Source organism: Phaeovulum sp. W22_SRMD_FR3 (assembly GCF_052113705.1).
GTDB lineage: Bacteria > Pseudomonadota > Alphaproteobacteria > Rhodobacterales > Rhodobacteraceae > JBGQOG01.
Genome location: NZ_JBGQOG010000013.1, coordinates 65,924 through 86,463 on the forward strand (window position 1 = coordinate 65,924; position 20,540 = coordinate 86,463).

At 66.0% G+C, this 20,540-nt stretch carries 15 protein-coding genes and 1 tRNA gene; 2 read left to right on the forward strand and 14 right to left on the reverse strand.

The genetic code is table 11. The annotated features are described in order from the left end of the window. Positions 1-158: 158 nt before the first annotated feature. From ACEN2S_RS15765 to rlmB, 4 genes are all read right to left on the reverse strand, one after another. Positions 159-2,009 carry a monovalent cation:proton antiporter-2 (CPA2) family protein gene (locus ACEN2S_RS15765; RefSeq protein WP_441867601.1) on the reverse strand — a complete coding sequence of 617 codons (1,851 nt, stop codon included), beginning with the start codon at positions 2,007-2,009 and terminating at the stop codon, positions 159-161. A 169-nt stretch (positions 2,010-2,178) separates the two neighbouring features. Then, positions 2,179-6,435, reverse strand: coding sequence for a hypothetical protein (locus ACEN2S_RS15770; RefSeq protein ID WP_441867603.1), 4,257 nt, complete (start codon positions 6,433-6,435; stop codon positions 2,179-2,181). Positions 6,436-6,737: 302 nt separating this feature from the next. Further along, complete coding sequence (locus ACEN2S_RS15775) at positions 6,738-7,169, reverse strand: CoA-binding protein (RefSeq protein ID WP_441867709.1); 432 nt, start codon at positions 7,167-7,169, stop codon at positions 6,738-6,740. A 182-nt stretch (positions 7,170-7,351) separates the two neighbouring features. Beyond that, entirely contained in the window at positions 7,352-8,140 is a 789-nt protein-coding gene (gene rlmB, locus ACEN2S_RS15780; RefSeq protein WP_441867605.1) for a 23S rRNA (guanosine(2251)-2'-O)-methyltransferase RlmB, read from the reverse strand. Positions 8,141-8,326: 186 nt separating this feature from the next. Here rlmB and ACEN2S_RS15785 point away from each other — a divergent pair. Continuing rightward, a tRNA-Tyr gene (locus tag ACEN2S_RS15785) sits at positions 8,327-8,410 on the forward strand. A gap of 97 nt (positions 8,411-8,507) precedes the next feature. Here the strand turns inward: ACEN2S_RS15785 and ACEN2S_RS15790 are convergent. Beyond that, entirely contained in the window at positions 8,508-9,455 is a 948-nt protein-coding gene (locus ACEN2S_RS15790; RefSeq protein ID WP_441867607.1) for an AraC family transcriptional regulator, read from the reverse strand. Positions 9,456-9,674: 219 nt separating this feature from the next. Between ACEN2S_RS15790 and ACEN2S_RS15795 the strand changes: the two genes are divergently transcribed. After that, the gene (locus ACEN2S_RS15795; RefSeq protein WP_441867609.1) at positions 9,675-10,673 is read left to right on the forward strand and encodes a hypothetical protein; all 999 of its coding nucleotides are present in this window, start codon (positions 9,675-9,677) and stop codon (positions 10,671-10,673) included. A 54-nt stretch (positions 10,674-10,727) separates the two neighbouring features. Here the strand turns inward: ACEN2S_RS15795 and ACEN2S_RS15800 are convergent, their stop codons facing one another. From ACEN2S_RS15800 to ACEN2S_RS15840, 9 genes are all read right to left on the reverse strand, one after another. Then, a complete protein-coding gene (locus ACEN2S_RS15800; protein WP_441867611.1) occupies positions 10,728-11,945 on the reverse strand; it encodes a DegT/DnrJ/EryC1/StrS family aminotransferase in 1,218 nt (405 codons plus the stop codon). A gap of 98 nt (positions 11,946-12,043) precedes the next feature. After that, a complete protein-coding gene (locus ACEN2S_RS15805) occupies positions 12,044-13,351 on the reverse strand; it encodes an NAD(P)/FAD-dependent oxidoreductase (RefSeq protein ID WP_441867613.1) in 1,308 nt (435 codons plus the stop codon). Then, positions 13,348-14,718 carry a glutamine synthetase family protein gene (locus tag ACEN2S_RS15810; RefSeq protein WP_441867615.1) on the reverse strand — a complete coding sequence of 457 codons (1,371 nt, stop codon included), beginning with the start codon at positions 14,716-14,718 and terminating at the stop codon, positions 13,348-13,350. Before ACEN2S_RS15810 ends, ACEN2S_RS15805 begins: the two co-directional genes overlap by 4 nt. A gap of 64 nt (positions 14,719-14,782) precedes the next feature. After that, entirely contained in the window at positions 14,783-15,472 is a 690-nt protein-coding gene (locus tag ACEN2S_RS15815) for a type 1 glutamine amidotransferase (protein WP_441867617.1), read from the reverse strand. 259 nt (positions 15,473-15,731) lie between these two features. Continuing rightward, positions 15,732-17,063, reverse strand: a complete 1,332-nt coding sequence (locus ACEN2S_RS15820) for a glutamine synthetase family protein (protein ID WP_441867619.1) — start codon at positions 17,061-17,063, stop codon at positions 15,732-15,734. Between the two features lie 3 nt (positions 17,064-17,066). After that, positions 17,067-17,903, reverse strand: a complete 837-nt coding sequence (locus ACEN2S_RS15825; RefSeq protein ID WP_441867621.1) for an ABC transporter permease — start codon at positions 17,901-17,903, stop codon at positions 17,067-17,069. After that, positions 17,900-18,781 (reverse strand): ABC transporter permease, encoded by an 882-nt coding sequence (locus ACEN2S_RS15830; protein WP_441867623.1) that lies wholly within the window; start codon positions 18,779-18,781, stop codon positions 17,900-17,902. The genes ACEN2S_RS15825 and ACEN2S_RS15830 overlap by 4 nt, the downstream gene beginning before the upstream one ends. A gap of 58 nt (positions 18,782-18,839) precedes the next feature. After that, entirely contained in the window at positions 18,840-19,559 is a 720-nt protein-coding gene (locus ACEN2S_RS15835) for a transporter substrate-binding domain-containing protein (protein ID WP_441867625.1), read from the reverse strand. A 50-nt stretch (positions 19,560-19,609) separates the two neighbouring features. Further along, on the reverse strand, positions 19,610-20,386 hold the full coding sequence (locus tag ACEN2S_RS15840) for an ABC transporter ATP-binding protein (RefSeq protein ID WP_441867627.1): 777 nt from the start codon (positions 20,384-20,386) through the stop codon (positions 19,610-19,612). Between the last annotated feature and the right edge of the window lie 154 nt (positions 20,387-20,540).

Below are 20,540 nucleotides of genomic sequence, written 5' to 3' on the forward strand. Positions count from 1 at the left end.
GGGTGTTTCGCGGCCCGGGGCAGGGCGCAACCACACGCAATGCCGGTTTGCCGGCGCCAGTGCTGCTGTCGGGGGACGGGGTGGCCCCCGGGGGGGCGGTGCGGTCGGATCCACTGGCACCCAGGCGCAGTTGCGCGGCGTTTGCCCTGAAGGGGTGCTTAGTCCTCTTCCTTTGCCTCGCCGCTGAACCGCTCCATCAGGGCGGTCTCCAGCCCCCGGTTCAGATCCTGGGCCCGTGCCAGATATTCCGAGTTTTCCTCGATCGGCACGCCGGGCTTCCATACCTCGGCCAGATCGCGCACCGCCGCGCGGTCGAGTTTAAAGAAGATCTTTTCCAGCTCGGAGGCCTCATATTCCGACAGGCCCGAGTTCTCCAACGCATAGCGCCCGGCGCGCAGGCTGGAATCAAACACCTCGCGGACGATGTCATTGGCCCCGGCGCGGTAAAGCTCGAACACATGCACCCGGTCGGTGGCGCGGGCGATGATATGCAGGTCGGGCCGCATCCGGCGGGCATAGGCGACCAGCCGGTTGGTGGCGGCGCGGTCATTCAGGCAGACCACCAGCACGCGGGCCTTGCCGATCCCGGCGGCGGCCAGAAGGTCGGGTCGCGTCGGATCGCCGAAATAGCTTTTGAAGCCGAATTTGCGCATCAGCTGGATGGTCTTCAGGTCATTATCGAGCACGGTAGTCTTGAACCCCGACATGGTCACCATGCGGTTCACCACCTGCCCAAAGCGCCCGATCCCGGCAATGATGATCGGCTGCTGATCGTCGATCGTATCGGCATCGGGGCTGTCGGTGTCCTCCTTCAGGCGGCGCACCAGCTTGTCGTGCAGAATGAACAGGAGGGGGGTCAGCAGCATCGACAACGCGATGATCAGCAACACCTTTTGCGCCAGCGCCGAGGGCAGGATCCGTTGCGCCACCGCAAAAGAGACCAGCACGAAACCGAATTCCCCCGCCTGTGCCAGCCCGAGACTGAACAGCCAGCGGTCGCGCTTGGGCAGCCGGAAAAGATGCCCGAGACCCCAGAGCAGCGCCGCCTTCAGCGCCACCAGCCCCGCCACGGCCCCCAGAATGGTGAAGGGCGCCGCCATCAGCACGCCAAAATCCATCCCCGCGCCGACGGTGATGAAGAAGAGGCCAAGCAGCAGGCCCTTGAACGGCTCAATATCGCTTTCCAGCTCGTGTTTGAACTCGCTCTCGGCCAGTACCACACCGGCCAGAAAGGTGCCCAGAGCGGGCGAAAGGCCGACCATCAGCATCAGGCTGGCGATGCCCACCACCAGCATCAGCGCCATGGCGGTGTTCACCTCGCGCAGGCGGGCCTGATGCACGAAGCGAAAGAGCGGGCTGACGAGGAAATGCCCGGCCAGCACCACGGCCCCCACGGCGCCCAGCGTGACCAGCGTCACCCCCCAGGCGGGCAGGCTGTCGAGGAGATGGGCTGCCACGTGATCGCCATTCTCGGCCTTGGCCAGCGCCCGCGCCCCCGGCAGCGCCAAAAGCGGCATGAGGGCCAGCATCGGGATCACCGCAATATCCTGCGTCAGCAGAACCGAAAAGGCCGAGCGGCCGCCATTGGTCTGCATCAGCCGCTTTTCATTCAGCGTTTGCAACACGATGGCGGTTGATGAGAGCGACAGGATCATCCCCAGCGCCAGCGAAATCTGCCAGTTCATGCCAAAGACCATGCTGGCCCCGGTGACCGCACCCATCGTCAGCACCACCTGCGCACCGCCCAGCCCGATCAGCTTGTCGCGCATGGCCCAGAGGGCGCGGGGTTCCAGCTCCAGCCCGATCAGGAACAGCATCATCACCACCCCGAATTCGGCGAAATGCTGCAGGTCGTTCATTTCCGAACCGCTGAAGCCGAAAACCGGCCCGATCAGGATCCCCGCGATCAGGTAGCCCAACACCGAACCGAGGCCCGCGCGTGTGGCCAGCGGCACCGCCACCACCATCGCAATCAGATAGAGCGTGGCCTGAAACAGAAAGTTTTCCATCTTCTCCTCGGGGTGCGGCGTGCAGGATGCGGCGTGCAGGGCAGGCGGCGGGCAGGGTGTGGGGCGCAGGCCTGCGAAAGGTGACGCCGGGGCGTCTCTTGGGCGGGCCTTTGCTTCAGACTAAGGGCAGGTCCGCTGACCGCAAGACGCGAGTGCCCTCCGCGCGGGCTCAGCTGTCCTGCAGCAGCTTCAGGACAAGGTTTTTGCCGCCCTTTTGATAGGTCAGCTGTTTGTCGCTGATGCCGGTGACCTGCCCGCCATCCAGTTTGTCACCCACCTGCACCTTGATGAACTTGCCGCTCGACAGCCGCACGAGGGCGCGGCGGTTGCTGCTGGCGCCATAGAGGCCGATCAGGTTGATCTTGCCGAGGCTGATCGCATTGGCGACGGTGGCCTCTTTCGCAACCGAGGCTTTGGTGGGCATCGAAGGGGCGGCTGCGGTGGGTTCGGGTTCGTCCAGCTCTTCCGGGGCGGGGATGCTGGCCTGGACGGCATCCGCCGGGCTGCGCGCGGCCGATGCGACGGGCGCGGCGCTGGCCACGGCAGGCGGCGCGGTGATCGGCGTTGCGGCAACGGCGGCGGCAACGGCGGCGGCGACCGCATCCTCCAACCCTCTCGGGCGGGCGTTCGGGCGCGGCGATGCCGGAACGGCGGCAGCGGTGGCGCTGGCGACGGCGGCGGCACGGGCCGCCTCTTCGGCGGCAGCAGCCTCGGCGGCCTTGGCCTCTTCGGCGGCGGCCTTGGCGGCGGCGGCGGTGATCGCGCTCGGACGGCTGCGCGGGGCAAAGGCGCCCAGCGGGTCCGAACTCGCGGGGCGCGCCAGGCTGGCTTCGTCAGCCGCGGGCAGCTCGATCACCGGAGCGGTGCCTGCCGGGCCCGTTACCGGCGCGCTGATCGGCACCAGATCTGCCGGTCGCGCCTTTGGCTTGAAGGGCGCGAGGGCCGGATCGGCATAGGGGGCGGGTGCGGCGGGGTCGCCCGCAACCGGGGCATTGCCGGCGGGTTCTGCCGTGGGTTCTGCGGCGGTCCCCGCGGCGGGAACCCCGGTGCCCGCTTCGGCGGTTGCCTGCGGTTCGGTGGCGCCCCGCAGGGCCTCTGCGGCGGCTTCGATGGCGGCGGGGCGCGGCCCGGTGACCGTCTCGGGCCGTCCCGCAAAGAGCGCGATGCCCTCCGGCGTCACCACGCCTTGCGGCGTGGGCACGACATCGCCTTCGGCGTCGAGCCGGGCGATCTGCGCATAGGGCAAGGGCGCGGGCAGGGTGTTCGGGGTGGCATCGCTGCCCAGGGATGCCGCTGGCGGCAAAGCGCTGCCCGTCGGCGCGCGCAACTGCGGATCCGGCGAGGCGAGCGTGGTCAGAAAGTCAGGCTCGGCATCGGGTTGCGGTGCCACGCTCTGGGCATTCTGACCGTCGGGGACGGCCGCCGCAGGGGCGTCTTCGGTCGGGGCCACCGTCTCCGCTGTCCCTGATTGCGGCGCTGTGGGCAGCAAGGGCGCCAGATCGCTCCCGGTATCTGCCGTCTCAACGGCATCCGGCGTTGGCGTCGCGGTTGTCGCGGGGGCTTGGGCATCCGCCGTCCCGGTGGCGGTCGCGGCCGCCTCGGGGAGCGGCGCGCCAGTGCCATCGGCGGGCGCCGGGGTCAGAGCGGTTTCCGTGCCGCCCGGCGCTGCGGTTTCCGTGCCTGCTGGCGCGGGCAGAGCGGCGGTTGCGGCGCTGTCACCCGTCATCGGCGCTGATGCGGCCTGTGTGGGTTCATCCTCCGGCACGCCGGGTGTCGGGCTGCTCAGGGTCGCCCAGATGGCGGCCCCGGCCATCACAACCAGCAAGGATCCGGTGAGCATCAGCCCCAGATAGCGCGGCTTGCCGCGTTGCGGCGCGGGATAGGCGGCCAGATCCTGCGGCGCCCGGCCGGCTTTCGCCTGTGACATCTGCGGCGCCATCGCAGCGCCACCCGCCAGGGCTGCATCGTCAAGCGCGGCCGCGGGGGCGAGGGTCGCCGCCAGCTTCTGTGCCGCCGCATCGCTGAGCGCATTGGCCTTTGCCGGTTTGCCCTCTGGCGCGGCGGGGGGCAGGCCGTCGGCCTTGGCCTTGCTGCTCCGGCTGGTCAATGCGGCGCCGAGCACGCTGGCGCCTTTCTTCAGACTGGCGGTCGGGCCGGGGCCAAAGCTGACCTTCGGCCCCTTATGGCCACCGGCGGCGATCTTGGCTTTGGCACCTGCGTCGGCGGCCTTGGCCGTGACCGGCGCGGGCGGCGGCGGCAGGTCCGGCACCGACAATTCCGGTGAGATCACCGAAGCGATTTTCGCGGATTGCGGCGTCTGCCGTTGGGCCGCATCGCCCAGAGGCGCGCGGGGCGGGGCGGCGAACCGGGGGCGATGGGGTGTCTCTTGCGCCGGGGTGGCACCCTCTTGACGGCGCGAGGTGAAGCGGGGCGTCGCGCGCAGATCGGCGCTGCCCGCCGGTGCCGGGCTGCCCTCGGCCGAGGCCGTCAGCGGCGCGGAGGCTTTCACCGGTGCGCCCAGATCATCGTCAAAGCCCACCGCAACGAAGGGCGCTTCTTCCGGTGCGTCCTTCGGTGTGCTCAGCGTCAGGTTGCGCAGCATCTGCGCGACGGGCCGTTGCGCCGTCAGCAATTTGTCGGTGGCGGCGGGGGCCTCGTCCGACCGGGTGGTCTGCAGCAATTCCGTGAACCGCGCCCGGGGCGGTTCGGGGGTCCCGCGGGGCGCGGGTTCGGGCGGCGTCGGCAGCGCAAAGGCCACCGTCGGCGCCGGGGTCACCGGCGGGGTTGCAACGGGCAGCACGATTTTCGGTGCCGCTGTGGTGGTATCCTCGCGCGGCAGCGCATTTATCGCGGCGGACAGGGCGAGGTCAAAGTCCGGCGGTGTCACCCGCGTCCCGGACGTCGATTGCGCCGCTGCATCGGCCGGGCCGTCTGCGGGCAGATCCGTGGCAGAGTCCGCTATTTCAACAGGGCTTTGTGCAACATCCGCCGCCTCCGGGGCGGCCATATCGTCAGCCCCGGCCATATCGACTCTGTCGGCCATATCGCCAGCGACGGGCATGTCTTCAGCCTCGGGCATGGCAGAGGCGGGCGTGGCATAGCCTGCCGCGCGGTCGATCCAGCCGCCAAGATCCGCGGGTTGTGCCAGGGTTACCTGGTCGGGCGCCGCTTCGGCCTCCGGCGCCACCGGCGGCTCTCCTGCGGGGGCTGCGCCGAGGTCAAAGCGCAGGCTGTCGTCCGGCTGCTCCTCGGCGAGGGACGCTTCCGCGATATCTTGCGGCGCGTCAGACGGCACAAAGCCCGCCGTCGCGGGGATCTCGCGGGCGGCAAACGCCCCCGCATCCGGGCGCGGTGCGGCCTGTGTCCTGAGGTTGATCGTCAGGCTGGGCTGCCGCACCGGGGCGCTGTCCCCGGCGGCGACCGCCGGGACCCTCTCTTCCGCGGCGGCGGTGGTGTCAGGGGCCAGACCGGCGTCCGCGCCTGCATCTGCGGGCAGGTCCGGCGTTTCTGCCGCGTGGCCGTCCGTCGCCGTGGTGAGGGTGACATCCGCGTCATCGAGGCGATCCGTCCCCGCCGCTGCCGCATCCGCCGCGTCCGGGCTCTGCGCGAGGGGGGCGTCGCCGTCTGCAATGTCGTGTGAGGCGGCTTCGGGCATCACGATGTCCGCCAGCGCTGCCGGTGCCGTTTCAGCCGCGCTCCATTCCGCGCCGACCGTGTCGGCCAAGGGCGTCTCGGCCACGGGCATCTCGGATTCCTGCGCCCCGGCGTCGGGGGCCAGATTGCCGGATGCCGCAGTTTCAGTCCGCGCGCTGTCGGGCTGGGGGGCGACCAACGTCGCGGCATCATCCGGCTGCGGCACAATGGCCGAAGCCGCCGCGAGGCTGGAGATGATGCGTATCGGGTCCTGATCGCGGTCCAGACGCGCGCCCTCGGGCAGGTGCTGGGCGGCATGACGGGTCAGGCCAAAGAAGGGCTCGCCGGAATATTTGCCTGCGGGCGGAATCGCCACGAAAGACACCGGGCCCAACCCGTGTTCTTCGGCAAAGGCCTCGGCCTCATCCAGCGTCTCGCGGGCGACAACGGCCACGCGGACAATCTCGCCGGTGCCCGACCAGTCGAAGGCCAGATCCGCCGCCGCATAGGGGGTGCGCCCCTCAAGGGCCCGGCTGATTTGCCGGCGCCGCCGGGCCGCATCCGGTCCCCGCGCCTCCAGCTCCAGATAGAGGATCTGGCTGTCGGGAATCACCAGCTTTGTGATCACACCCTGCGGTGACAACCCCAGCGCGGTGCGGCGCAGGCTGGCCATCGCTTGCGGCAGGTCAGGGGTGTCCATCAGGACATGTCCCACCTCCAGCCAGCCGGCGGGGGTGCGGTGCAAAAGGCCGAGGCCTTCCTGCGACAGGTTGAGCGCAAAACTTGGTTTCATACCGGGGCTCTAACATAAAGTGGGCCGCTGCTGAAACAGGGCACAGGGGTCAATTATGGTGGTAGAGCAAGAAATGGCGCATGAAAACCCGGATACGAAAATGTGCGTGCAGATCAGCACCCCATAGGCGGGGAATTGCAGATGCCGCCGGGCCGGAAGCCAATCAGATTGACAGCCGGGCGGGGCGGGTCAAGCGGCGCGCCACGGGCCGGATCCATCGCCGGTGCGGCCGCCCCCTTGCCCGGAAGGCCCGGCGCCAGAGGGTGCGGCGTCAGAGTGTGCGACGCCAGACGGTGGTGGCGTCAGAGGCCGAGGCGGGGGATCTCGATTTTCGGGCAGCGGTCCTCGATGACGGTCAGCCCGGCGGCGCGGGCTTCGGCAGCGGCCCCGGCATGCGCCACGCCGATCTGCATCCAGATCACCCGCAGATGCTGCAGCTGCGCGAGGGCCTCGGCCACAATGCCCGGCACGGCCTCCGGTGCGCGGAAAATATCCACCATATCCACCGCGATCTCGGCGGGAATGCTGGCCAGATCGGCATAGACCGTCTCGCCCAGCAGCGTGCCACCCGCCAGACCGGGGTTGACCGGCACGATCCGGTAGCCGCGCGATTGCAGGAAGGCCGCAACCCCGTAAGAGGGGCGGGCGGTGTTTTGCGACAGGCCGACCACGGCGATCACCTTCGCCTCGGTCAGCACGCGGCGCAGGGTGGCATCGGTCTCGGGGGTGTTCATCTGGCTCATTCGGGCAGCCTTTCAGAAAAAAGCGCCCGGGCCAAGAGGCCGGGCGCGAGTGGCGGAACGAGGGACAGTGCATAAAACAAGGCAGTTCCGGTGCCGTGCTTCGTCACTATGATGTAGGCGTGTAAAATCGGGGTTAAAGGCCCTGTCCCTCTGACTCGCGCAGTTGTGAGAATTCAGGCGCCGCGCGTGACCGCCGCATAGAGCGCCACCGCCGCCGCGTTCGAGACATTGAGCGAGCCAAAGCCGCCGGGGAAGGGGATCTTGACCAGCGCGTCACAGGTCTCGCGGGTCTTTTCGCGCAGGCCCGGGCCTTCGGCACCCAGCACGATGGCGACAGGGCGGCTGCCGGTGGTGGCCAGCTTTTCGCCCAGCGTCATTTCGGCCGCGCCGTCCAGCCCGATCAGCACAAAGCCCATGTCGCGCAGTTCCACCATCGCATCCGACAGGTTGGTCACCCGCAGATAGGGCTGGCGTTCCAGCGCGCCGCTGGCGGTTTTCGCCAAAGCGCCGGTTTCGGGCGCGGAATGGCGCAGCGGCGCAATCACCGCCCGCGCGCCAAACACTTCGGCCGAGCGCAGGATGGCCCCCACGTTATGCGGATCGGTCACCCGGTCGAGCAGCACCACCAGCGGCGCGCCGGCGCCCGACAGGCAGACCTCTTCCACGCTGCCCCATTGCAGGGGTTTCACCTCGAGCGCCGCGCCCTGATGCACCGAATCCGGCGAGAGCGGCACATAGCTGTCGAATTTGCGCGGATCGACGATCTCGGGCTGCAGGCCGCTTTTCAGGATCGCATCGCCCAGCTTGTCGGCGGCATTCTTGGTCACCACCAGCTGCAGACGCTCGCGCGCGGGGTTCAGCAGCGCATCGCGCACCGCATGCAGGCCGAACATCCAGACAGTTTCGGCGGCGGCGGCCCGTTTGGCGCGTTCTTTATCAATCACCCAGGTCGGTTTTTTCATCTCTGGCCCCGTTGCATGCGTTTCAACCCGGGTTTTCGCCGGGTGCTGGTTGCTTTCTACCTGCGCCGAAACCCCCGTGATGGCAAGCCCTGCGCGCTGAAGAGGCCTTCGTGAAGTTTCTGTGATTTTCGTGCTTGACGCCCCCCGGACCCTTCGGTATCCAGCGCCCCACACGCAAGAGATTGCGGGCGACGAGCTGCAAGGTGCGGCAGCGGACTGTAACTCCGCCGGGGAGACCCACGCCTGGTTCGATTCCAGGGTCGCCCACCATCCCCCCTCAGGATCGGTGGTTTGACACGCGCAAGGCTGTCGCTTTGCGCGCTGCTGTCATTAAAAATTCATGCATTAATTCAATAACTTGCCGAGGCTATTCCAGCGGAAGGAAAAGTTCGGTCAGTGCCGCGCTTGCGGGCACGTCGGGGTAAAAGCGCAGCCGGCGTGCATAGGGCGGATGCGCCCGCGGTCTGCTGCCGCTGCCGGGAAGCCAGTCGCGGAACAGGCGTTCAAACCCCGGCCCGATGGCCGCATCATCCCCGATGACGCGCAAGACCGCGACCCGCCCTGCGGGGATGGTGTCGCGCCGCATATCAGCCTGCCCGGCGCAATATTGCGCGGACAGCCGGGCCGGGGGATGCGCCAGGCAGAGGTCAAGCCGGAAGGCTTCGGGCGGCGTGACGCCGGGGGGCGTGTGAAAGATGTTATAGGTGGCGTGGTGCGCCGGGCCGAGGCCCTCGGCGCGCCGCCAGTTGATGAAGCGCCGCAATGTATCGCCTAATCCCGCCACCGGGCCGCGATGTTCCAGGACAATCACCGGAATCGCAGGGACATCGCGGATCTCGATCTTGGGCAGCGGGTCTGGTGCGGGCATGTGCAGGCTCCTGATTTGGGTGAGGGGGGCGCAGGCCGCCTGCCAGCGTGCCCAGGCGGGGCGGCTGCGGAACTGGCGCGGGCTTTGGCCGCTCAGGCGGCGAAAGGCGCGGGCAAAGGCCTCGGGGGTGGCGTAACCGGCCTCCAGCGCGATGGTCAGCACGCTGAGGCCGGGGCGGAAGGCCAGCTGCAGCCCCGCCCGCCGCATCCGCACCAGCTGTGCATAGCGGGAGGGGCTCAGCCCGAGGCGGCGGTGAAACTGCCGCTGCAAATGCGTCGCCGACAGCCCCACCGCCTGGCCAAGGCCGCGCAGGGCGGTTCGTGGCAGATCGGGCAGGGTTGACTCACCCTCCAGTTGCATCAACGCCCGGGCCAGCGCGAGGGGCAGGCGCGCGCGCGGCGGGGCGGGGTCACTGCCGCTCTCGCGCGGCGCGGGTCGCTGGGTCATGGGGCCTCCTGCTGCCCACAATAGCGGCGCGTTTCGCGAAAAACCTGTCCGTTCTTGCGCTTGCGCGCGAAAGGTCGTGCAAAAATGCCCCGCCGTTGCCCCATTCCTTGGAATGTGCTCTATAGCCTTTTGCAGGTGCGGCATTCCTGATTATACTGGTGGCTGACACGAGTTACGCCCGCGGTGCTGCGGGCGCGCTGCATAAAGTGAGGCTTGCCTATGACTTCGGAACTGGCGCCGTCGTTGCCGTATAATGTGGTTTGCGTGGCGCAGGCGGGGCGGTTGGAATTTGAAGCCCTGGTCTTTGTGTCCAGCTTTCGCGCCCATAATCCGGATTTCGCCGGCGAGCTGCTGATCGCCGAGCCGCAGCCGGGCGACCGCTGGAAAAGTGATCCGCGCATCACCGAGCCGTTCCGCACGCAGCTGGAAAAGCTGGGCGCGCGCATCGTTCCTTTTGAGAACCGGCATTTTGGCCAGTCCTACCCCTATGGCAACAAGATCGAGATGCTCTCGGCGCTGCCCGCCGCCCCGTTTGTCTTCTTTGACACCGACACCGTCTTTACCGGGCCGCTGTCCGAGGTGGGGTTTGATTTCACCCGCCCCTCGGCCTCGATGCGGCGCGAGGGGACATGGCCGGAGCCGCCGCTCTATGGCCCCGGTTATGCCGGGATCTGGAAGGTGCTCTATGACCGCTTTGGCCTCGATTTCGAGACGAGCCTCGATCTGAGCCAGCCGGATGAATATTGGGAGCGCTATCTCTATTTCAACGCAGGCTGGTTTTTCTACCGCGACCCGCAGGTGTTCGGCGAGATGTTCCTGCGGTTTGCCCGCTCGATCCGCGATGAGACGCCCGATGAGCTTGCCTGCCAGAGCCTTGACCCCTGGCTCGATCAGGTGGCGCTGCCGCTGGTGATCCATGCTTTGGGCGGCGGGCGGCCGGGGCCGGAGCTGGCGGGCCTCGATGGCGCGGTGACGACGCATTACCGCGCGCTGCCCCTGCTTTATGCGCGCGACAGCGAGGCGGCGGTGGAGGCGGTTGAGGCGGCCTGTGCGCCCAATGCGGTGAAAAAGCTGATGAAAGCCTCAGACAGTTTCAAAAAGCTGGTGTTCCAGGGCAAGGGCCGCAAATTGCGCGGCAAGTTCGATCAAAAAAACCTGCCCAAACGCGAGCAGGTTCTGCGCAATGCGATCAAACGCGAAGGGCTGTGGCTGCGCTGAGCGGGGCTGCGCCGGGGCCTGCTGCGCGGCGCTGAGGGCGCCGCGCGAAGGTATTTAGCCGCGGATCTCGCTGGCCGCGCTCAGGATAGCATCGGCGATGTAATCCAGATCGTCGCGGGTCAGACGTGCGGGCAGGCGGGTGTCGCAGGCGCGCATCAGCATGGCGCGGGTCTGCGGCAGTTCCGGCAGATCGCCGAGGAACTGCCAGTTCCAGAAGGCGCGGGCATTGTCCTGCGAAAGGCCAAACACCTGCACCGAGACGCCACGCGCCTTGCAGGCATCCTGAAAGGCGAGCGCCTCGGCATCGGTCCAGTCGCCCGTCAGGTTGAACTGCAGCGAATCCGGCGCGCGGGTTTCCGGCGCGAGGGCAGGGGGCACATCCAGCGCCGGATGGCCGTTCAGCCGGTCGGCGACATAATCATGATTGGCCAGCCCGTCGCGCACCCGGCGCGGCAGTTCCGCCAGCTGCGGCCGGATCACCGTGGCCGAGAGGTTCTGCATGCGGGTGTTGTAGAGCGGCAATTTGTTCTGCCACAGGTGATAGCTGTTCTGCAGCCCCGGATGTTTCTTCCAGTTATGCTCATAGGCGCCCGACATGATGACGGCGCGGGCGGCGATCTCCGGGTCATCGGTGACCATGATGCCGCCTTCGCCCGCGTTGATCATCTTGTAGGATTGAAAGCTGAAACAGCCGACCTTGCCCAAAGTGCCGATGTTGCGCCCGTGCCAGAGCGTGCCAAGGCTGTGCGCCGCATCCTCGATCAGCGGCACGCCATGCTTTTCACAGAGCGCAATGATGGCATCCATGTCCGAGGTATGGCCGCGCATATGGCTGATCAGCACGGCCTGAATGCTGTCGTCAAATTTCGCCTCAAAATCCGCCATGTCGATGCGGTAATTGCTGCCGACCTCGACCAGCACCGGCACGCAATCGGCATGCACCACCGCCGAGGGCACGGCGGCAAAGGTGAAGGCGGGGATCAGCACCCGCGCGCCGCGCGACAGATCCAGCGCCTTCAGCGACAGGAACAGCGCCGCCGAACAAGACGCCACCGCCAGCGCGTAACGCGCGCCCAGCATCTCGGCAAATTCCGCCTCGAGCAGCGCGACAGGCGCCCCCTCCGGCGCGGTATAGCGGAAGAGATCGCCCGTGCTCAGCAACCGTTCGATCTCGGCGCGGGCCGAGGCCGGGATCGGCTCGGCATCATAGCAATTGGGGGCGGTGCGGGGGGCGTAGGCATGCGAAGCGGGGCTTTGTCCGTCGGGGGCCATGTACATTTCCTGAAAGTCAGTTTCAGGAAATGTGTAAGGCTTTGGGGTGCAAAAGGCCAAGTGAAAGTTTTGTGTCGGCGATTTAGTGCCGTTACGTCCTAGCGCCCCAACCTGTCGCGCAGCGCATACCAGGACATGCCGGCCACCAGCATCGGCCAGCGCAAAAGCGCGCCGCCCGGAAAGGCGGGCATCGGCAACCGCGCCATCACGTCGAACCCGTCGCCCGTCGCGGTGATCGCCTCGGCCATCAGCTTGCCCGAGAGTGTCGCCAGTGCCACGCCATGGCCGGAAAAGCCGCTGGCCGAGAGGGTATTCGGTGCGGGACGGCGAAAGCAGGGCATCCGGTTCAGCGTGATCGCCAAAGTGCCGCCCCAGGCATGGGTGATGCGCACATCCGCCAGCCCCGGATAGACCTCGAGCATCGGCTTGCGCACCTTGGCGGCAATGTCGCGCGGAAAGCGGTAGGTCACGGTCTCGCCGCCGCCAAAAATCAGCCGTTTGTCCTCGGACAGACGCCAGTAATTCACCACGAACTTCGTGTCATGCGCGGCGATATTGGCGCGCAGAACCTCTTCGGCGCGCGCGCCCAGAGGCTCGGTCGCGACGATGTAATTGTTGATCGGCATCACCCGTGCCGCCACGGAAGGTTCCAGCCGGTCCAGATAGCCATTCGCCGCCAGAATGACGTGATCGGCGGTGATGTCGCCGCCGGTGGTGGTGATCCTGCTGGGGCTGGTGGCACTGCCGTGCTGCACGGCGGTCACTTCGCTGCCCTCATAGAGCACCGCCCCCGCCGCCTCGGCCAGCCGCGCGAGCCCGAGCGCGAGGTTCAGGGGATGCACATGCCCCGCGCCATGGTCAATGTCGCCGCCGATATAGGCGGGCGAGGGGATCAGCGCGCGCAAACCCTCGGCATCCAGCGGGGTGATCTGGTCATAGCCATAATGCTGCGCCAGATAATCGGCCATCTGATGCGCATGGCGTACTTCTGCCGGGTGCCGGGCGGCATGGGCAATGCCCCGGTGACAGGGCACGCCCGCCGCATCCGCCAGCGCATAGGTCAGCGCCTTGGCCTCCTCGGCCATGTCCCAAAGCCGCCGCGCGGTGCCGCGCCCGGCCATCTTTTCCAGATCGTCCACCTCCAGCCGCTGGCCAGAGCCGATCTGCCCGCCGTTGCGCCCCGAGGCACCAAAGCCGATCTTATGCGCCTCGACCAGCACCACCCGACGCCCGGCCCCGGCCAGATGCAGCGCCGCCGAGAGGCCGGTATAGCCGCCGCCGATTACGCAGACATCGGCCCGGACCGCGCCGCGCAGCGGGGGGCGGTCGGGGGCCGGATCGCGGGTCTCGGCATAAAGGCTCGCGGGGTATTGGCCCCGCGCGTCATTGGCGTGCAACAGGTTCATACGTTCAGCAACAGATGCTCGCGCTCCCAAGGGCTGATGACCTGCAGGAACTCTTTGTATTCGTTGCGCTTCACCGCCTCGTAGACGCCGCAGAACTCCGGCCCCAACACATCGCGGATCGGCGCGCAATCGGCCAGAAGGTCGAGCGCATCGCCCAGATTATAGGGCAGGTCGGTGTCGCTCATATAGGCGTCGCCCAGACATTCCGAGCGCGGCATCTTGCCTTCCTTCAGCCCGAGATAGCCGCAGGCGAGGCTGGCGGCAAAGGCCAGATAGGGGTTGCAATCCATCCCCGCCAGCCGGTTCTCCAGCCGCCGCCCGGAGGGGTCCGAGATCGGGATGCGCAGCCCGGTGGTGCGGTTGTCGCGGCCCCATTCCAGATTGATGGGCGCGGCAAAATCCGGGACATAGCGGCGGTAGCTGTTCACATAGGGCGCCAGCAGCGCGATCACCGCCGGCAGATAGGTCTGCATCCCGGCGATGAAATGCAGGAATTGCGGCGTCTCGCCACCATCCGGGCCCGAGAAGATATTCTGCCCCGTCGCCATATCGGTGATGGAATGGTGGATGTGCATCGCCGAGCCCGGCTCGCCCTCGATCGGTTTCGCCATGAAGGTGGCAAAGCAATCATGGCGCAAAGCCGCTTCGCGGATCAGCCGTTTGAAGAAAAAGATCTCATCGGCCAGCTTCACCGCATCGCCGTGGTTCAGGTTGATCTCGATCTGCCCGGCGCCGCCCTCTTGCAGGATGCCGTCAATCTCGAAGCCCTGCGCCTCGGCAAAGTCATAAATGTCGTCGATGACCTTGCCATATTCGTCGACGGCCGACATCGAATAGGCCTGTTTGCCCGCCGCCCGGCGGCCCGAGCGGCCCATCGGCGGGATCACCGGCTGGTTGGGGTCAATGTTGCGCGCGACGAGGAAAAATTCCATCTCGGGCGCCACCACCGGCCGCCAGCCCTCGGCGGCATAAAGATCGAGCACCCGGCGCAACACGTTGCGCGGCGCGGTGGGCACCGGATTGCCCTGCTGGTCGATCGCATCATGGATCACCTGCAAGGTGACATCGGCGGTCCAGGGTGCGGCGGTGGCGGTGGAATAATCCGGGGTCAGGATCATATCCGGCTCGGTAAAGGCGCCGCTGGGATTGTCGGTCCATTCGCCGGTGATGGTTTGCAGAAAGATCGAGTTCGGCAGAAAGAACCGCTCCTGCTTGGCGAATTTCGAGGCGGGCATCGCTTTGCCGCGCGCCACGCCGGCGATATCGGCGAGGATGCATTCGACCTCATCCAGCCGCCGCCCGGCGATATAGTCGCGTGCGGCCTGCGGCATCAGGTCTTTCCAGTCGGGTTTCGGGCTGGCATTCATCGTGGGTCTGCCTTTCGGGTAAAGCCTTTGGGGTCAGAAATATTGTCAGCGCGCGCGGTCGCGGTCAGGCCGCAGTGCCACGCGGCTGTTTGAAAAACGCGGCAATCCGGTCCGCCATCACCTGCGCGGCGATGGGCGTGCCCAACCGCGCGGTGGCGGCATCGAGCAAGGGATCGGGCACCACGCCACGCCCGCGGGTGTCGATCAGCCCCTGCACAAAATCATCGCCAAACTCGGGATGTGCCTGCACGGTAAAGGCGCGGTCGCCATAGACCAAAGCCGCGTTCTCGCAAAAATCGCTGCAGGCCACGGCGCGGGCGTCCTCGGGCGCGCGGGTCACCTGATCGCGGTGCCAGGCGTTCAGCGTCAGGCTTTGCCCTTCAAAATCATAGGTTTGGGGGCCAACGGCCCAGCCGCCCGCATAGCGCTCAACCCTGCCTCCCAGCGCCTGCGCGATGATCTGATGGCCAAAGCAGATGCCCACCAAGGGCACTTCTGCGGCATAGGCCGCGCGGATGAAATCCTCGAGCCTCGGGATGAAGGGATGATCTTCGTAGGCGCCATGGCGCGAGCCGGTGATCAGCCAGCCGTCGCAGTCATGGATGCCCTCGGGGAAATCCATCGCCTCCACATGATAGGTGCGAAAGCGCAGCCCCTGTTCGGCGAGCAGGCGGTGGAACATGTCGGGATAATCGCCCATCTCGTCCCGAAGCGCGTCGGGTGATTGGCCGGTTTGCAAAATGCCGATCAGCATGGAGTGCCTTTGAGTGAGGATGCCCCAGCCTACCCCCGGCGCCCGCAGAGGTGCAAGGGGGGGCGTGGCGGCAGGGAACCATTGAAGACAGCGCCGCTGGAACTGTCGCCGGGGGGCCGCCTGCCCCCCGAACCCCCCGGGGATATTTCGGACGAAGCAAGCGCAAGCCCGCATTTGGTCCCTTGCTCCGTGAAGAGGATAAGACGGGCATTTGCTTCGTTGCAAATATCCCCGCCGGAGGCTTCCGCCGTGCGGGCGGTCAGACCGTGTCGAGGTAGAGCTCTGACTGCTCCTGATCCGACAATTCGGCCATATAGTGGATTTCCTGCCGTTTGGTCATCAGGAAGGTGTCGATCAGCTCATCGGGGAAGATGCGGCGGATCTGGCGGCTGGTTGCGAAACAATCGATGGCTTCCTGCCAGGTGCCGGGCATCTGCGGCAGGCCCTGTTCATAGGCATTGCCGATGATCGGATCCGGGGCCGGGGTTTGATCCTCGATCCCGTTCAGGGCGGCACCAAGCACGGCGGCGATGGTCAGATAGGGGTTCACATCGCCGCCCGCCACGCGGTGCTCGATCCGACGGGCGGCGGGAGAGGAGGCGGGCACGCGCAGCGCCGCGGTGCGGTTCTCATAGGCCCAGCCGATGCCGGTCGGGGCATGCGCGCCAGGTACCAGCCGGTCATAGCTGTTTTCATGCGGCGCGAAGATCAGGGTGGAGCCGGGCAGCGCCTGCAAGAGGCCCCCCACCGCATGGCGCAATTGGTCCGAACCTTCCGGGCCGCCGTTGTTGAAGATGTTGTTGCCTGCCGCATCCAGCACCGAGAAATGCATATGCATGCCATTGCCCGACCAGATGTCATAGGGTTTGGCCATGAAACTCGCCGCAAAGCCGTTGGAGCGCGCCAGCCCCTTCACCAGCATCTTGAAGAGCCAGGCGTCATCCGCCGCCTTCAGCGCGTCGGACTGGTGCATCATATTGATCTCGAACTGACCCGGGCCCGCTTCGGAAATCGCGGTATCGGCGGGAATGTCCATCGCCTCGCAGGCGTCGTAGAGCTGGGTGAAGAAAGCGTCGAACGCGTCGAGCGCGCGCAAGCTCAGCGTCTCGCCCCCCGTGCGGCGTTTGCCCGAGCGGGGGCTGGGCGGCACCCGCAATGTCTTGCCGGAATCGTCGATCAGGAAGAACTCCAGCTCGGTCGCCACCACCGGGGTCAGCCCCGCCGCCGTGTAGCGCTTGAGCACATGCGCCAGCACCTGACGCGGATCGCCCATATAGGGGCGGCCATCCATGTGGAACATCCAGATCGGCAAGAGCGCCGTGGGTGCCTCCAGCCAGGGCATCGGCATGAAGCCACGTTCGGTCGGCATCAACACGCCATCGGCGTCGCCGGTTTCAAACACCAGGGGACTGTCTTCGATATCCTCGCCCCAGATGTCGAGGTTCATCACCGAGAAGGGAAACCGCGTCCCCTCGGTCGCCACCTTCGAGGCAAAGCGGGCCGGAATGCGTTTGCCGCGCGCCACCCCGTTCAGATCCGCCGCCGCCACGCGAATGGTGCGCACTTCGGGATGTTCGATCAGCCAGTCCATAGGTCACCTGATGATTTGCGGCCTGATCCGGAGGCGGGGGCGGGCCCCCGGCAGATGGCGGTTCAGGCGGCGGTTGATCATCCCAAAGAGGCCAATCAGCGTCAGCGTGAGACAGATGAAATAGAAGGCCGCAATCGGGTAAGGGATGAAGGGATTGAAGGTCTTGTCGGCAAAGTAGCTGGCATAGTAGAGCGCATCGCCCTTTTGCTGGAAGGCCGGGAAGCCCGAGAAATAGACCAGCGTCGTGGCGTGAAAGAGAAAGATCGCCTCATTCGTATAGGAGGGCCACGCTAGCCGCAGCATGGTGGGCCACAAAACCCGGGTGAATTTTTTCCAGCCGGTCAGCCCATAAGCATCTGCCGCCTCGATATCGCCCTTTGGCACCGAGCGGAGCGCGCCATAGAAAATCTCGGCGGAATAGGCGGCGGTGTTGAGGAACAGGACCAGAAGGGCTCCGGCCCAGGCTTTGGTCATCCAACTGGTGGCCAGTGTGATGGTGGTGAAGCCGAGCGACACCTCAAACCCGGCGCGCGGGAGCAGCACCAGCGCCTCATAGGCCAGATAAAACTGGATGAAGAGCGGTGAGCCGCGGAAGACAAAGATGAACCATTCGGCGGGTTTGCGCAGCCAGGCACTGCGGGCGGCCTTGGCCATCGCCAGCGCATTGGCGAGGAAAAAGCCAAACGTCAGCGCCAGAAAGCCAAAGTAGAGGTTCCAGATCAGCCCGGAACCGATCAGCGTGAACTGCTGGCAGAGGTTGAAATCGGTCTTCGGCAACAGCCGCTCCCCGATGCCGATCGAGCGCAGGCCGTAGTCGAGGATGGTTTGCACGCAGCTCATACGGCGGCCTTTCGCATTGCTTCGCCCGCCATCGTCGCCTGCCCGCGTGACAGCCGCGCGGTGATCCGCTTGAGCACGGTTTCCGAGATTTTGGTCATCGCGAGGTAGAAGAACAGCAGCGCCAGGAAGTACCACACGCGCCAGTCGGGATGCGGATATTCAAAGGCCTGACTTTTCTGGGCCCCGAGTTCGCGCGCCCAATAGACGATGTCTTCGACACCGAGCAGGAACAAAAGCGGCGTCGCTTTCAACAGGATCATCCAGAGGTTCGACAGGCCCGGCAGCGCATAGACCCACATCTGCGGGATCAGCACGCGGCGGGTGACCTGACGCGGGCTCATGCCATAGGCCTCGGCGGTTTCGAGTTGCGCGCGCGGCACGGCCTGCATGGCGCCCGAGAGAACATTCGCGGCGAAGGCCCCGAAAACAATCGCAAAAGCCGCCACGGCCAGCCAGAAGCCATAGATCTCATGCACCCATTGCGGGCTGCTTGACTGCGGCATCTTGGCCGCGGCGCAGACCACGAAATCGGCGCCCTGTCGGATCGGCTGATCCCAGTCGGGGCATTTGATCTTGTGGCGCAAAAGCTCGATCCCCTGATCCATCGCGATGGGGACGAAGAGGAAGAACAGGATGTCGGGAACGCCGCGCACCATTGCGGTATAGGCACGGCCAAAGATGCGCAGCGGCAGGAACGAGGCGCGCGCCGCCAGCGCGCCGCCAAAGCCGAAGGCCAGGGCCACCGGCGCCGTGACGAGGATCAGCAGCAGCACGGTTCCGAAGGACATATAGAACAGAAACTGCTTGCCCGTGGTCAGGTAGCACAGGAGCCAGGCGAGGCCCTCAAGGGTCTTGGGATCGACGCAACTGTCAAACATGATGTATGGCGGCGCCGGGGAGAGCGGGCCTTGCCTGCCTCCCCGGCGCCTGTCCTGATCAGAAGGTTTTGGCTGCGGGGCCGAACCATTTCGTGATCATCGTATTGAGCGAGCCATCGGCTTTCAACTTGGTGATCTCTGCATCGAACTTCTCGCGCAGGGCGGTGTCGGACTGACGCAGCGCCATGCCGACGCCGTCGCCCAGCTGCACCGGATCGGCAGCCCAGACCAGTGCGCCGCCGCTTTCGGCCTCAAAGGCGGTCAGCGCGTCGAGATCGGCAAAGACCGCATCGGCTTCGCCGTTCTTCACCGCGGCGATCGTGTCGTCGAGAGTGGGGAACTCGGCCAGCGTCGCGCCGCTTTTGGCGACGTAATCGGCCTGAATGGTGCCGGTCTGCGCCGCCACAACGCCCTTGATATCGGCATCGGCGCTCAGCGCCAGATAGCGGCTGTCGGCCGGCGGGATGTAGTTTTGGGTGAAGCTCACCACCTGCTTGCGCTCATCGGTGATGCTCATGCCCGCCATGATCGTGTCGTAGTTCGAGGACACGAGGTTGGGGATGATCGAATCCCAGTCATTGGTGACCCATTCGCAGGTCAGGCCCGCGTTTTTGCACAAAGTGTCGCCCAGCTCGCGCTCAAACCCGTCAACTTCGCCTTTGTCGTTGATGAAGTTGAACGGAGGATAGGCGCCCTCGGTGCCCATGCGCACGGTGTCGGCCATCGCGGCCCCGGCGGTGAGGGCGAGCAGTGCGGTGGTCAGGATCAGTTTTTTCATGGTTTTCCCCGTTTGGTGGTTTTTTGATTGAATTCAGTCGTTTGGTGGTGTCAGCCAACCATTGTTGCCGACAGGAACTGGCGCAGGCGGTCGGTCTGCGGATTGCCAAAAAGCGTCTCTGGCGCGCCTTCTTCTTCGATCAGGCCCTGGTGCAGGAACACGACATGGTCCGAGACATCCGCCGCCAGGCGCATGTCATGCGTCACCAGAATCATCGTGCGGTGTTCGCCCGCCAGATCCTTGATGACCTTGACCACCTCCTGTTGCAGCTCGGGATCGAGCGCGGAGGTCGGCTCATCGAACAAAAGCGCCTTGGGTTCCATGCAAAGCGCGCGGGCAATCGCCGCGCGTTGCTGCTGGCCGCCCGAGAGCTGCGCGGGCCAGGCGTCGGCCTTGGAGCCGATGCCCACCTTGTCCAGCAGCGCGCGGGCGCGGGCCTCGACCACGGCGGGGTTTTCCCCCAGCACGGTCACCGGCGCCTCCATCACGTTCTGCAAGATGGTCATATGCGACCAGAGGTTGAACTGCTGAAACACCATGGCCAGATTGGTGCGGAACCGGGTGACCTGCGCGCGGTCGGCGGGCTGACGGCGCAGGCCCTCGCCCTTCCATTTCACCGCTTCGCCATCAAAGAGCACATCGCCCTGCTGGCTGTCTTCCAGCAGGTTGCAGCAGCGCAGCAAGGTGGATTTTCCCGAACCGGACGAGCCGATCAGGCTGATCACCTGTCCGCGTTCGGCCGTGATCGAGACCCCTTTCAGGACCTCCAGCGGGCCATAGGCCTTATGAAGGTTGCGAATTTCGATTACGGGAGATGCTGCTGTCACGGGGGGCTCTTTTGCTCTGTTCAGAGCATTGGGCGTGATTTTTGGGTCGAATGCAACGTCTCTGTGACCGCTTACGCTGGGGTATCTACCGTTTTGGACAGTCATATTTGTCAAAGTGGAAAAAGGTATGAAGCACTGCCCTGAATCGGAGCAC